The sequence below is a fragment of the Paenibacillus sp. CMM36 genome (genome assembly GCF_053570945.1).
Genome location: NZ_JBSEDY010000007.1, coordinates 53,016 through 69,361 on the forward strand (window position 1 = coordinate 53,016; position 16,346 = coordinate 69,361).

The following is a 16,346-nucleotide window of genomic DNA, read 5'->3' on the forward strand; positions in this document are numbered from 1 at the left end:
TTTTGGCCATGACAAGTACAATGATGCTTGAGCCGAGATGGAAAGAACAGGCTATCACAGAGAAGAGAACGCTGTCAGTACATTTTCGGCATGTTGTCATGCTTTGTGAGATGGATCCATCTATGTGTGAACTCATAGATGTTCAGCTTAACGGAACAACTTGTATTTCTCTACAGTCCGAACACACTTCCGTAGAAGAGCGGTATCAGGCTTACACCGTTCAGGTATTTGAAACTATCCAGCAGTTAATTCAAGACCGAACTTATCAGGATATCCTTGTTCAAATTATAGTTAGCCGTGAAGGTGAAGGCAGGCTTTTTACAGGGCTTGCCGGGATATTGAAAACGGCGCAGCTTGAATATCCAAAACTATCTGGGCAGCTGATTGAAGTGGATACGAATGAAGACGAGGGCCTTTTGATTCAAAAACTTGCAGAAAATAAGAATAGTCCGTCAGATAGTCATATTCGTTATATCAATGGGAAAAGGCAGGTTATGCATTGGGAATTTATATTAGAGGACGAAGGTATCCAAGATTGGTTGGAACAGGCTACACCATGGCGAGATGGTGGTCTGTATTTAGTGACAGGAGGTACTGGAGGGTTAGGAAAGATTTTTGCCAGAGAGATTGCGGAGAATACACAATCTTCCACTATCATTCTTATGGGTCGTTCTCCTCTGGATGAGCATAAGGAGAAGTGGATATGTGAGCTTCAGAAGTTAGGGGCACATGTTATTTATAAAAACCAGGATTTGAATGACAAAGAGGGAGTAGTTGAATTCATAAATACCATAGAGAGAGAGTATGGTCATGTTAACGGTATTATTCATAGTGCCGGGATCATTCAAGATCATTACATTGTCAATAAAAATTCAGAAGAGTTTAGAGCTGTCCTTGCGCCCAAAGTGTCAGGATTATTGTGTTTGGACGAGGCAACCAAAGGCATGCAATTGGACTTTATTATATTGTTTTCATCAGTGGCTGGTGCGCTTGGAAACCCCGGTCAGGTCGATTATGCTGCAGCAAATGCATTTCTGGACGCCTATGCAGGCTACCGGAATGATTTGCGGGAGCTTGGATCTCGGCATGGTCGGACGCAATCCATAAACTGGCCACTGTGGAGAGAAGGCGGCATGCAGATTGATGAATCCATTGCCAAAATATTGGAAGAGCGTACGGGGATGTTCCCCATTTCAACAGAGACAGGCATTCGAGCTTTCTATAAAGCATTCAGTCTGGGTCAGGAACAAATAATGTTGGTCAAAGGGAATCGGTTAAAAATAGGTGATTATTTGAAAAGGGGTATTGATGGGCAGTCTGCAGCTGCAATTATAAAACAGCCAGTGGAAGTAGACCATGAACGGCTAATGGAAGAAACAGTGTCTAAGCTCAAGTCGTTGCTTGCAGAGGAAATAAAATGGGATGAAGAACGTATTGATATCTTTGAACCATTAGAAAGTTACGGAATTGATTCTATACTCATCTTGCAGCTAAATCAGAAGCTGGAGCGTATTTTCGGGGAATGTTCAAAAACTATCTTTTATGAATGTAGGACTTTACAAGAATTAGCCCTTTATTTCATTTCTAATTTTCGGGAAGCTTGTATACTGTGGACAGGATTGACTTCCTCATATGCAGCTCCAGAGGAATCTTTGAAAACAGCAAAAGATGTCCGGCAGAGAGGACCGGTTCTGGTGCCGCGTCATGGAGCTAAGCGAAAATCCCGAATTGGAATTCCGTCGTCAACTGAAAAAGAGGTGGATCCAATTGCCATTATCGGTATAAGTGGTCATTATCCTCAAGCAGATCATCTACAAGAATTCTGGTCCAATTTAGTAAGTGGAAAAGATTGTATAACAGAACTGGATGAGGAACGATGGGAGCTGGACTCTTTTTATCATCCGGATCGTGAAGAAGCAATTCTTCAAAATAAAAGCTATAGCAAATGGGGGGGATTTGTCCGAGGATTTGCTGATTTTGATCCTTTGTTTTTTAATATCTCTCCTCGGGAAGCTATGAGCATGGACCCACAGGAGCGCTTGTTTATACAAGCTTGTTGGGAAGCACTGGAGGATGCAGCTTATACACGCGAGCAACTGAAGACACGTCACCAAGGAAGAGTGGGTGTATTTGCGGGAATTACCAAAACAGGATTTAATCTGTATGGGCCAGATATGTGGAGGCAGGGAGAGACTTTGTTTCCGCATACATCATTCAGTTCGTTAGCGAATCGGGTGTCTTATTTGTTGAATTTGAATGGACCTAGCATGCCGATTGATACAATGTGTTCATCATCTTTGACAGCTATACATGAAGCTTGTGAGCACCTTCGTCATGGTCAATGTGAAGTAGCCATTGCAGGAGCCGTTAATCTATACCTGCATCCTTCCAGCTATGTACAGCTATGCGGACAGCACATGCTGTCGGTGGATGGAAAATGTAAAAGCTTCGGGCAGGATGCCAACGGATTTGTCCCCGGGGAGGGAGTGGGCGTATTTATATTAAAGCCGTTGTCCAGAGCGACAGCAGATAAAGATCATATTTATGGCTGTATCCGTGGAACAAGTATAAATCACGGCGGTAAAACGAATGGATATACGGTCCCTAATCCATCTGCTCAAGCAGAGCTTATTCGGACTGCTATGGATAGAGCGGGTATAGATGCTCGAGCCATCAGTTATATCGAAGCTCATGGAACTGGAACTCTCCTAGGAGATCCTATTGAAGTTACCGGACTTACGCAAGCGTTTAGGGCATCTACGAAGCAATCACAATTTTGTGCAATTGGCTCAGTTAAAAGTAATATTGGACATTTGGAAGCGGCTGCTGGTATGGCAGGCATGACTAAGATAATTTTACAAATGAAATATCGAAAAATTGTACCCACTTTACATGTGAAACAATTGAATCCCAACATTCCTTTTTCAGACACTCCATTTGTGGTTCAAAGGCAATTATCGGATTGGAACCGTCCTGTGGTGGAGATGGATGGGGAGCGAAAGGAATATCCTAGAATCGCTGGCATCTCCTCTTTTGGAGCGGGTGGGGCCAATGCACATGTAATTATGGAGGAATTTACGGAACCTGTTGAATCCATAGCTTCATTTGATGTGAACTCAGGTGAAAAAGCCATCGTTGTATTATCCGCAAAAAATGAAGACAGGCTGTTTGCAAAGGTACATCAGCTGCTGGCTTTTATAGAAGAAGGGCAAATTCAAGATGATCATTTACGGAACGTGGCTTATACCCTTCAAGTAGGTAGAGAGGCTATGGAGGAACGTTTGGGTTTGATGGTGGGTTCTGTCAAGGAACTGGAAGAAAAACTCAAGTTGTTTTATGAGAAAAAAGGAGATTTTAAGGATATTTATAGGGGGAGAAGCAAGCGTAATAAAGAGTCGGTGATGTTGCTATTAGCAGATGAGGATATGAAGAAAGCCGTATCGGCATGGATTCAGAAGAAAAAGTACACAAAACTTCTGGATCTTTGGGTAAAGGGAGTAGATATCGATTGGACTCAAATATACGAAGCGGACATTCCTAAAAGAATGAGTCTTCCAGTATATCCGTTTGCCAAGGAACGGTACTGGATATCCGAACGGTCCCGAACTGACATAAAGGACAGCGTATATTCTTCAGCGGCAGGATCGGCCTATATTCATCCGTTGCTTCACCGGAATACATCAGATTTAACTGAGCAAAGATACAGCTCCACATTTACGGGTGAGGAATTCTTTTTGACTGATCACCAGATCAGAGGACATAAAGTCCTGCCAGGTGTGGCACATTTGGAAATGGCAAGAAAAGCCGCAGAGTTGGCGACAAACATGTCTTCAGCAGATCAACTTACCATCAAATTAAAAAATGTGGTATGGGCCAGTCCGGTGATGGTTGATACGCTGCCTGTTGAAGTACATATCGGATTATACATGGAGGATGGAGGAGAGATTGGTTATACCATCTACAGAAAGTCTGAGGATGGTTCGGATAATTTTGTAAACAGCCAGGGCCGAATCGAAATATGCACGAACATCAAAACACAAACACTGGATATCTCAAGTCTACAAGCAGCCTGTAATCAAACTAGCATGACGGGGGCAGCTTGTTATGAAGCTTTTGAAAAAATGGGTTATTCTTACGGTGAAGGACATCGAGGAATTGAAGTGCTCTATGCTGGGACAGATCAGGTTCTAGCGAAACTGCGTCTGCCACTGGTGACGAGTGGTTCAGGGAAGGCATATGTTCTGCATCCGGGTGTGGTCGATTCAGCATTGCAGGCAACCATCGGATTGCTTAGTCAGCGACAGACAGGGAACAATCCACTTTTGCCGTTTGCCTTACAAGAAATTCTTATCTTACAGTCCTGCACTTCTACCATGTGGGCGTGTATTCGTTACAGTGAAGGATATGATGCAGGAAGCTCATTGTTAAGAGTGGATGTCGATATCTGCGATGATGCGGGGAATATCTGTATTCGAATGAATGGACTTACTTCAAGAATTTTAAAGGAAGAAGTAACGGATAAGCCCGATATTTCTACATTAATGCTGTCACCTGTATGGAAACAGCAAACCATTGAACAGGCAGTCCTAACTACGGAATGCATCAAGCACGTAGTCTTGCTTTGTGAACCTGATGAAAGATGGATAGGACCAATACGAAAAGGACTTCGTGATGTGGTGTGTGTCTCCCTGCTTTCCAAGGCCATACATGCGGTAGATAGATATCAGGATTATGCATTACAGGCATTGGGAGAAGTACAAAAAATTATTCGAGATCAGGCCAATGGACAGGTGCTAGTGCAGATTGTAGCTTTCAATCCGCTAGAACGTTATATGTTCACTGGCCTATTAGGCTTGCTCAAAACCGCGCAAATTGAAAGCAGCAAAATTATAGGACAAATGCTGGAGGTTAGTACAGTTGAAACGGCGGATCAACTTATTAGAATGATTACAGAAAACGCTCAATGCTCACCGGGTCTGCATGTTCGTTACCATGAGGAAAGACGTTGGGTCTCGGAGTGGGAGGAAATTAGTAGACAGTCCGAGGCCATGAAGCCTTGGAAGGATAATGGAATATATCTGATTACCGGTGGTGCAGGGGGATTGGGACTTATTTTTTGCGAAGAAATGGTAAGAAACTCTCGCTGTCCGACTGTGATTCTCGCTGGGAGATCTCCACTGAATGAACTTGTGAAGTCCAAACTAACTGATTTTGAAGCATCCGGGGCTAGAGTTTTATACAAAAGGACAGATATTACAGATCGTCAATCAGTCCGTGTGTTGATGGAAAGCATTAAAGAGGAGTTTGGGGCTTTAAATGGTATTATCCACAGTGCAGGTGCGATCTACGACAGTTTCATTTTGAACAAGCAGGCGGAAGAAGTAAAGAAGGTAATGGCTCCCAAGGTTGCTGGCACATTGTATTTGGATGAAGAAAGCCAAGAGTTTGATTTAGACTTTTTTGTTCTATTTTCATCTGCTGCCGGGATTTTGGGGAATGCTGGACAATCTGATTATGCGATGGCCAATTTGTTTATGGACAGCTACGCTGAATATCGGTCCGGATTGGAGACTTCTTGTCAGCGAAAAGGACAAACTCTGGTAATGGATTGGCCCCTTTGGAGGGACGGAGGTATGCGTATGGATACGGATACCGAGAAGTTCATGCTACAAAATACTGGCATGCAGTCAATTAGCATTCAAACCGGATTGGATATTTTTTATCAGGCCATGTCTTCAGGGAGAAAACAGGTTATGGGCATATATGGTCAGGTTTCGCGAATGAGGGATAAACTGCTTACCTTAAAAAAAGCGAAGACCAAGCCGATTCAACCACGTTCGACAGCTGCTGATAGTACGGAAAAACTGCTGCATAAGGTGCTTATGATTTTGGCGGAAGCAATATCCAATGTTTTGGATGTGAATGCTAAGGATATTGATGATGATGCTGAATGGGGAGAATATGGATTTGACTCTATTTCATTAACTCAACTGGCTAATCGTCTTAATCAGGCTTACGAATTGGATATAACGCCAGCTCTATTTTTTGAATATTCAGGAATTCGGGAATTTGCGAAGTATCTGTTACTAGAACACCGTGACTTTTTCAATTGGCAGGCGCCAGAGCAACTAGGGTATGGAGAAGCATTGCCAGAACCATCGGAAACGAAAAATGACTTAGGAGCTTGGAAATGGGAAGAAACAGCAAGCCTTCATTCCAGACGTATGAACCCCAGATTTGTTGCTCCTGTCCTACAAGAACATGCAGTTCTGGAACCAGTGGCTATCATCGGAATAAGTGGAATTTTCCCTATGGCCGAAAATGTAGATGAGTTATGGCAAAATCTTGTCCAAGGTAAAGACTGTATTACTAAGATTCCTCGTGAACGCCAGGAATGGGGCACCTGTGATCCAGGTGTGAATTCGGAGGTGCCGTGGGGAGGTTTTATAAGTGGAGTGGATGAATTTGATGCCCTGTTCTTTGGGATTACTCCTCGAGAAGCCGAACTGATGGATCCTCAGCAGCGTTTGCTAATGACCTATGTTTGGAAGGTTTTAGAAGATGCTGGGTATTCGGCTAAAGCAGTATCAGGAACCGGAATGGGATTGTTTGTAGGCACAGGAAGAACTGGCTACAGTGAGCTGCTTACCAAGTCTGGTACAGTCGTCGAGGGATATTCATCCACAGGGAAGGTGCCCTCCGTGGGACCGAACAGAATGAGCTACTTTCTTGATATTCACGGTCCTAGTGAGCCTATTGAAACTGCTTGTTCCAGTTCTTTGATTGCAGTTCACAGAGCAGTTCAGGCGATCAGAAATGGTGATTGCGAAACGGCTGTGGCAGGCGGCGTTAATACGCTGCTTAGTCCGGAAGATTATAAGAGCTTCCATAAAGCGGGGATGCTCAGCAAGGATGGAAGATGTAAGACCTTTTCGGACCAAGCGAATGGTTACGTCAGAAGTGAAGGAGTTGGTATGATACTCCTCAAAAAATTGAAGGATGCTGAACTGGACGGTGACCATATCTATGCAGTTATTAGAGCAACGGGAGAAAATCATGGAGGAAGAGCCAACTCTTTGACCGCGCCTAATCCGAAGTCACAGGCAGAATTATTAAAATCTGTGTACCAAAGGGCTGGGATCAGACCTGATACAGTAGGTTATATCGAAGCTCACGGTAGCGGTACGCCTCTAGGAGATCCTATTGAAATCAATGCACTGAAGCAGGCCTTCCAGGAATTAAAGAATCGGGATCATAACGGTAGTGACAAATCCGGCTATTGCGGATTGGGAACTGTGAAAACTAATATCGGACATTTGGAGATGGCGGCTGGCATCGTTGGTTTAATTAAAGTTGTGTTGCAAATGAAGAATCAAACGCTTGTGAAGAATCTGCACTTAGAGACAGTGAATCCGTATATTGAGCTGGAGGAAAGCCCCTTCTATATCGTTCAGGAGACCTGTAAGTGGGAGCCTCAGTTGGATAATGAGGGTAAGGAGCTGCCAAGACGAGCAGGAATAAGTTCCTTTGGTTTTGGAGGAGCGAATGCACATGTGCTGGTGGAGGAATATATTCCGCAGGAGAACCGTAAGGAGCATTTCGGAGCAACACCGCGCACACCCGTAATGGTTGTTCTGTCAGGTAAGGATGAGCAGCGGTTGCAAGAGCAAGTGCTTCAATTGCTTGAAGCGATGGAGCAGGGGGATTACGGCGACGACAGGTTGGAGTCCATCGCCTATACCCTACAGGTTGGACGGGAAGCCATGGAAGAACGATTGGGACTGATCGTGGAATCCGTCTCGGATTTAGCAGCACAGCTGAGGGAATATGCGGAGCATCAGAAAGCTGGCAGATGGTTTCGCGGAAATGTCAAACGCTATAAGGAAACGATATCCGCCCTGGAGACGGATGAGGATATGCAGGAGACGATCCGTCAGTGGATTTATAAAGGGAAATATGCCAAGCTGTTGGATTTATGGGTTAAGGGGTTGAGCATGAACTGGCAGGCGCTGTACGGAGAGAACCGGCCGTGCCGTATCAGCCTACCCACATATCCATTTGCGCGGGATCGGTACTGGGTTCCGCAGGCGGAAGGGAAGGAAGCGGCCGGGCGAAGCCGGGAGGATACGGATTCTCGATTGCATCCGTTGCTGCACCGGAATATTTCGGTATTGTCGGAGCAGCGGTATAGTTCCACTTTTAGCGGTGAGGAATTTTTCCTGACGGATCACAGAGTGCAGGGACGTAAGATGCTGCCAGGGGTAGCCTATCTGGAAATGGCACGAACAGCGGTGGAGCAGGCGCTGGAGGGGAAGCCGGGAGAGTGGATTACGTTGCAATTACAGCAAGTGACCTGGATGCAACCGATCACAGTCGAAGAGCAGCCGGTAGAGGTAAGGCTCCGTCTGATGGCGGGCGAGGAAGGTGACATTGGTTATGAAATCTACAAGGGATCAACGGGAGCCATGGAAGATGTGGTGTACAGCCAAGGAACTGCTCGTGTGGTGACAAACGTGGAAAGCGTGCGGGAGGATATAGCGAAGCGGATTGCGGAGCACCGGGCTGCGGGTGCACAAGAGGTGCCGATTACCGCCTGTTACGAAGCGTTTGCGGCGATGGGGATTGAATATGGAGCAGGCCAGCGCTCGCTGGAAAGCGTGCAGGCTGGAGCGGGCCAGGTATGGGCAAGAGTGTCGTTACCTTCTGGTGTGTCGGTAACAGCCCACGATTACGTGCTTCATCCCAGCTTGATGGATGGGGCGTTGCAGGCAGCCATTGGGCTGACCCTACTGGGGCCGCAAGAAAACACAGCGGGCGCTCCAGCCCTGCCATTTAGCCTGCGGGAGCTGACCGTGTACGGTCCGTGTACGAGCCAGATGTGGGTACACATGAGCGAAGAAGGGGAGCGAGTACAGGAAGAGCGGGTGCAAAAACGGAGTGTGGATGTCTACGATGACACAGGCAGGCTATGCGTAAGTCTACGCGGATTTACCTCACGGCTGCAGGGAGGAGGTTCGCGTTCTTTAACGCAGCCTTTGACGTATCCTTTGGCACCGTCTGAAGTAGAAGTGGCAGCAGAGAACGTGATTGTAGCGCCCGTATGGGAGCCGTGTAGGATCACGGAAGAAGCGGACCCTTCCGGGTCTGCTCAGAGCGACATAGTTCTGATTGGCGGGAGCCGGGAGCGACGGGAAGCTGTGATGGCATACTACCCGCAGGCGCAGGTTGTGGCTCTCCATGCCGGAGAGCCGGTGGAGGACATTCAGGGGAAACTGGAGGATTGCGGAAGCATCCGCCATGTGATCTGGATCGGTCCGGAAGCGGAAATCCCGGCCCTAGAAGAGAAGCGGATTATTGAGGGCCAAGAAGATGGGGTAATCCAGTTATTCCGACTCGTCAAAAGTATGTTGCAGCTGGGGTATGGACATCGGACGTTGGAATGGACGGTGATTACGGTTCAGGCCCAACCGGTAAATAAGTACGACGAGGTCGATCCGACCCACGCGAGTGTACACGGTTTTATCGGTTCGATGGCAAAGGAATATAGCCATTGGAAGGTTCGGTTAGCGGATATGGAAGCGGGAGTGGAGTGGCCATGGTCTGAGCTGCTGTTCCTGCCGCCCAATGCAGAAGGAGACGGGCTTGTGAACCGGGAAGGAGAATGGTACCGCCAGGAACTTGTCCCTGTGACGATGGAAACGGGTTATCCAACGCGCTACCGCCATGGGGGCGTGTATGTAGTCATAGGTGGAGCGGGGGGATTGGGAACCGTCTGGAGTGAATATATGATCCGTACGTACCAGGCACAGATCGTTTGGATCGGGCGGCGGACAGAGGATGAAGCCATTCGAGGCAAGCGGGAACGGTTAGCGGAGATAGGACCCGAGCCGATGTATATCGCAGCGGATGCATCGGACGAGACCGCCTTGGGAGAAGCGTGTCGATTAGTACGTCAGGCGTATGGAGATATCCATGGTGTGGTACACTCGGCGATCGTGCTGTCAGACCGGAGTTTGGGACAGATGGAGGAGGAGGAATTCTGTAAATCGCTGCGGGCTAAGGTAGATGTGAGCGTACACCTGGCGAGAGCATTTCAAGGAGAAACATTGGATTTTGTATTGTTCTTCTCTTCCTTTAACGCATTCACCAAGGCAGCGGGACAAAGCAACTATGTGTCAGGCTGTACCTTTAAGGATGCATTCGCGCACCAGCTATCCGTAGAGTGGTCGTGTGAGGTGAAGGTGGTGAACTGGGGGTATTGGGGCCAGGTTGGTGTGGTATCAGGAGAACGATACCGCAAGCAGATGGAGCGGCTAGGGATCCAATCCATACGGACGGAAGAGGGGATGCGAATATTGGAGCAACTGGTATCGGGACAGCTGCACCAGTTGGGGGTCATGCGAACGACAGATCCGTTGGGAATCAAGGAAGTGAACTGGGGTGAGTTCATTACAATGTAGGTATGGTGCGCACAGATTTTTAAATTTCATGGATAATGCAACGCGGCGAAAGGGCGGTATATGTGAAGTCCGCTATGCCCCTAATGGTCTGGCGGAAATAAGCAGATGGAGAGATGGTCATGAAAATAACGAAGCGTCTGGATTTATTTAGCGAGTCGATGAACTTGATGAACACATTCCTTCTGAAATGGTTAGGTAGCCAGCTAAAACAATTAGGAGTGTACCCGGATTGTAATTTGGAAATCAACGAGATACGTGTGAACGGGAAAATTAACAGCATGTACATGAAGTGGCTAAACGAAAGTTTAGCCATACTGGCTAGAAACGAGGAGTCTAGTTTTATGCCATTAGATGAACTTGTGGAAGAATGGGACAAAAAAAAGAAGGAATGGATTTTGTACAATCCAGACTTACAATCCAGAATTCATCTGTTAGAGCCGATGTTGTTTCATTTGTCTGATATTCTGAGCGGGGCTTATCCTGCTACCGATATTATGTTTCCGAATGGATCTATGAAGCTGGTGGAGAATGTTTACCAGAACAATCCTGTTGCCGACTATTTTAACGATATTTTGTCCGATCAAGTTGTTGCATATGTTACGGAGTGTATCGATCGAAACTTGTCTGCACGTATTCGCATATTGGAAATCGGGGCGGGCACCGGGGGGACCAGCGAGGCGGTGTTAAGCAGACTGGAACCTTTTCAAGAATATATTGAAGAATATTGCTACACTGACGTATCTAGAGCTTTCCTCATCCATGCGCAGGAGAAATACAACTCACGAAAAATACCGATGACGTATAAGCTTTTGAATATTGAAGAGTCTGTTGCCGCACAGAACATTGATGAAGGTGGTTTTGATTTGATTATCGCCACTAATGTGCTGCACGCCACTCACAATATAAGACACACATTAAGGAATGTAAAAGCTTGTACGTCTCGGAATGGATGGCTTCTTTTAAATGAGGTTACCGCTAATACCCTATTTACGCATTTGACTTTTGGTTTGTTGGAAGGGTGGTGGATGTATGAGGATACGGCAGTACGTATCCCGGGGTGCCCGGGGCTTTATCCTGAAATGTGGGAGAAAGTGCTGCATCATGAAGGATTTCATTCAGTAACTTTTCCTGCGGCAGGGGAACATCGACTGGGACAACAAATTATTCAGGCTGAAAGTGATGGCGTCATTCGTCAAAAAAAGCAGCTAAATATATCGCTTAGGAGCGGGCAACACGAAGAGACAGAGACTTACACATGTCAGCGATGGAACCAGGTGCCAGTAGCGACACATATGTCTCAAATGAACGGAGGCCTGTTTCGTCAAAAAAGTGAACACTTCTTTAAAACGCTAATTGGCAAGGTGTTTAAAATTCCTCCAGAGCAGCTGGATAGTGAGAAGCCTTTAGCCGATTACGGTCTGGATTCTATTCTTGTGGTTCAAGTGACAAGTGAATTCAAAAAAATAATGAAGAATGTAAGTAGTACTTTATTTTTTGAGCACTCCACGATCCGTGAATTGGTGGATCATTTTATCCGTACTAGAGAAGCTGATTTAATAGCACTTGTCGGTATTGAAGAGGAACCGAAGGAGAATCAGGCTATACAGAATTATACAGCCCTAAAATTCCCCAATGTACGAATACGGGCTAACGCTTTTGAAAATCATCTATATCTGCCTGACGAGCCTGATTTTAAGCTAGAGGTGAGTTCTAATTTTGACCATGAAGTGGCTGTAATTGGTTTGTCCGGACGTTATGCGCAAGCCAAAAATATTAATGACTTTTGGAATAATATCCAGAAAGGGAAAAATTGTATTCAGGAGATTCCACAGGACAGGTGGAATTGGGCGGATTATTTCAAGGGAGCGAAAGGCACGAAAGGATCAATTTATACAAAATGGGGTGGATTTATTGACGATGCTGATAAATTCGACCCTTTATTTTTTCGTATATCCCCCCGTGAAGCAGAACTAATGGATCCGCAGGAACGCATTTTTTTGGAAACCGTTTATACCACAATTGAAGATGCAGGGTATACTCCTACTTCTCTCGGTGAACATCAAAGAGTGGGAGTGTTTGTGGGGATTATGAATGCGCATTATCCGACAGGTGCTTCATACTGGTCTGTCGCTAATCGAATCTCGTACACTCTTGATTTCCGAGGACCCAGTCTAGCGGTAGATACGGCCTGCTCCTCTTCGCTGACAGCTCTTCATTTGGCGATGGAAAGTTTGCGAAGTGGGACTAGTGACTGTGCTATTGCAGGTGGAGTCAATTTGATTGTGGATCCCGCCCACTACTTGAAACTAACAGACATGAATATGTTAAGTACAGGCAAACAATGCAAGTCTTTTGGTGATGAGGCAGATGGTTTTGTTGATGGTGAAGGTGTAGGAGCCGTCATTCTAAAGCCTCTCCGTAGAGCCGTAGCAGACGGTGATCATATTTATGGAATTATCCGTGGAAGCATGTTGAACTCTGGAGGAAAAACTAACGGCTATACGGTGCCTAGTCCCGCGGCACAGTCGCAAGTTGTTTCCGATGCACTGGAGCGTGCTGGAATTCATCCAAGGTCCGTTAGTTATGTGGAAGCGCATGGTACAGGAACAGCCCTAGGTGATCCCATTGAAATAGAAGGCTTGAAGCAGGCCTATGAAAAATCTACCCTTGACAAGCAATTTTGTTCTCTTGGCTCTGTTAAGTCCAATATCGGACATTGTGAAAGCGCGGCAGGCATTGCGGCTTTAACCAAAGTATTGATGCAAATGAAGCATGGTCAATTGGCTCCAACGCTGCATTCAAAGACGCAGAATCCGGAGATCCCATTTGAGGATACTCCTTTCGTACTCCAGCAGGAACTGGCAGAATGGAAACGACCTCAGATTGAAATGAACGGTACGGTAAAGGATTTTCCGCGTATTGCAGGCATTTCATCCTTTGGAGCCGGAGGAGCGAATGCACATGTGCTGGTGGAGGAATACATTCCGCAGGAGAACCGTATGGACCATTTCGGCGCTGCACCACGCACACCCGTGATGATTGTTCTGTCAGGCAAGGATGAGCAGCGGTTGCAAGAGCAAGTGCTTCAATTGCTTGAAGCGATGGAGCAGGGGGATTACGGCGACGACAGGTTGGAGTCCATCGCCTATACCCTACAGGTTGGACGGGAAGCCATGGAAGAACGATTGGGACTGATCGTGGAATCCGTCTCGGATTTAGCAGCACAGCTGAGGGAATATGCGGAGCATCAGAAAGCTGGCAGATGGTTTCGCGGAAATGTCAAACGCTATAAGGAAACGATATCCGCCCTGGAGACGGATGAGGATATGCAGGAGACGATCCGTCAGTGGATTTATAAAGGGAAATATGCCAAGCTGTTGGATTTATGGGTTAAGGGGTTGAGCATGAACTGGCAGGCGCTGTACGGAGAGAACCGGCCGTGCCGTATCAGCCTACCCACATATCCATTTGCGCGGGATCGGTACTGGGTTCCGCAGGCGGAAGGGAAGGAAGCGGCCGGGCGAAGCCGGGAGGATACGGATTCTCGATTGCATCCGTTGCTGCACCGGAATATTTCGGTATTGTCGGAGCAGCGGTATAGTTCCACTTTTAGCGGTGAGGAATTTTTCCTGACGGATCACAGAGTGCAGGGACGTAAGATGCTGCCAGGGGTAGCCTATCTGGAAATGGCACGAACAGCGGTGGAGCAGGCGCTGGAGGGGAAGCCGGGAGAGTGGATTACGTTGCAATTACAGCAAGTGACCTGGATGCAACCGATCACAGTCGAAGAGCAGCCGGTAGAGGTAAGGCTCCGTCTGATGGCGGGCGAGGAAGGTGACATTGGTTATGAAATCTACAAGGGATCAACGGGAGCCATGGAAGATGTGGTGTACAGCCAAGGAACTGCTCGTGTGGTGACAAACGTGGAAAGCGTGCGGGAGGATATAGCGAAGCGGATTGCGGAGCACCGGGCTGCGGGTGCACAAGAGGTGCCGATTACCGCCTGTTACGAAGCGTTTGCGGCGATGGGGATTGAATATGGAGCAGGCCAGCGCTCGCTGGAAAGCGTGCAGGCTGGAGCGGGCCAGGTATGGGCAAGAGTGTCGTTACCTTCTGGTGTGTCGGTAACAGCCCACGATTACGTGCTTCATCCCAGCTTGATGGATGGGGCGTTGCAGGCAGCCATTGGGCTGACCCTACTGGGGCCGCAAGAAAACACAGCGGGCGCTCCAGCCCTGCCATTTAGCCTGCGGGAGCTGACCGTGTACGGTCCGTGTACGAGCCAGATGTGGGTACACATGAGCGAAGAAGGGGAGCGAGTACAGGAAGAGCGGGTGCAAAAACGGAGTGTGGATGTCTACGATGACACAGGCAGGCTATGCGTAAGTCTACGCGGATTTACCTCACGGCTGCAGGGAGGAGGTTCGCGTTCTTTAACGCAGCCTTTGACGTATCCTTTGGCACCGTCTGAAGTAGAAGTGGCAGCAGAGAACGTGATTGTAGCGCCCGTATGGGAGCCGTGTAGGATCACGGAAGAAGCGGACCCTTCCGGGTCTGCTCAGAGCGACATAGTTCTGATTGGCGGGAGCCGGGAGCGACGGGAAGCTGTGATGGCATACTACCCGCAGGCGCAGGTTGTGGCTCTCCATGCCGGAGAGCCGGTGGAGGACATTCAGGGGAAACTGGAGGATTGCGGAAGCATCCGCCATGTGATCTGGATCGGTCCGGAAGCGGAAATCCCGGCCCTAGAAGAGAAGCGGATTATTGAGGGCCAAGAAGATGGGGTAATCCAGTTATTCCGACTCGTCAAAAGTATGTTGCAGCTGGGGTATGGACATCGGACGTTGGAATGGACGGTGATTACGGTTCAGGCCCAACCGGTAAATAAGTACGACGAGGTCGATCCGACCCACGCGAGTGTACACGGTTTTATCGGTTCGATGGCAAAGGAATATAGCCATTGGAAGGTTCGGTTAGCGGATATGGAAGCGGGAGTGGAGTGGCCATGGTCTGAGCTGCTGTTCCTGCCGCCCAATGCAGAAGGAGACGGGCTTGTGAACCGGGAAGGAGAATGGTACCGCCAGGAACTTGTCCCTGTGACGATGGAAACGGGTTATCCAACGCGCTACCGCCATGGGGGCGTGTATGTAGTCATAGGTGGAGCGGGGGGATTGGGAACCGTCTGGAGTGAATATATGATCCGTACGTACCAGGCACAGATCGTTTGGATCGGGCGGCGGACAGAGGATGAAGCCATTCGAGGCAAGCGGGAACGGTTAGCGGAGATAGGACCCGAGCCGATGTATATCGCAGCGGATGCATCGGACGAGACCGCCTTGGGAGAAGCGTGTCGATTAGTACGTCAGGCGTATGGAGATATCCATGGTGTGGTACACTCGGCGATCGTGCTGTCAGACCGGAGTTTGGGACAGATGGAGGAGGAGGAATTCTGTAAATCGCTGCAGGCTAAGGTAGATGTGAGCGTACACCTGGCGAGAGCATTTCAAGGAGAAGCATTGGATTTTGTATTGTTCTTCTCTTCCTTTAACGCATTCACCAAGGCAGCGGGGCAAAGCAACTATGTGTCAGGCTGTACCTTTAAGGATGCATTCGCGCACCAGCTATCCGTAGAGTGGTCGTGTGAGGTGAAGGTGGTGAACTGGGGGTATTGGGGCCAGGTTGGGGTAGTATCAGGAGAACGATACCGCAAGCAGATGGAGCGGCTAGGGATCCAATCCATACGGACGGAAGAGGGGATGCGAATATTGGAGCAACTGGTATCGGGGCAGCTGCACCAGTTAGGGGTTATGCGAACGACAGATCCGTTGGGAATCAAGGAAGTGAACTGGGAGAAGCAAATTGTATGCACTCATTAAAACAAGGAGG

General features: G+C 47.8%; 2 protein-coding genes. Both read left to right on the forward strand.

Annotation, left to right across the window (positions count from 1 at the left end):
• Nucleotides 1–8 precede the first annotated feature (8 nt).
• Nucleotides 9–10,460, forward strand: a complete 10,452-nt coding sequence (locus ACWA2B_RS15480) for an SDR family NAD(P)-dependent oxidoreductase (protein WP_449292370.1) — start codon at nucleotides 9–11, stop codon at nucleotides 10,458–10,460.
• 119 nt (nucleotides 10,461–10,579) lie between these two features.
• Nucleotides 10,580–16,336, forward strand: a complete 5,757-nt coding sequence (locus tag ACWA2B_RS15485; RefSeq protein WP_449292371.1) for an SDR family NAD(P)-dependent oxidoreductase — start codon at nucleotides 10,580–10,582, stop codon at nucleotides 16,334–16,336.
• The last annotated feature ends 10 nt before the right edge of the window (nucleotides 16,337–16,346 follow it).

Excerpts from the sequence above, each read along its gene's own strand:
- ACWA2B_RS15480 (WP_449292370.1), top strand. The coding sequence starts at position 9 with ATGACAAGTACAATGATGCTTGAGCCGAGATGGAAAGAACAGGCTATC.
- ACWA2B_RS15485 (WP_449292371.1), top strand. The coding sequence starts at position 10,580 with ATGAAAATAACGAAGCGTCTGGATTTATTTAGCGAGTCGATGAACTTG.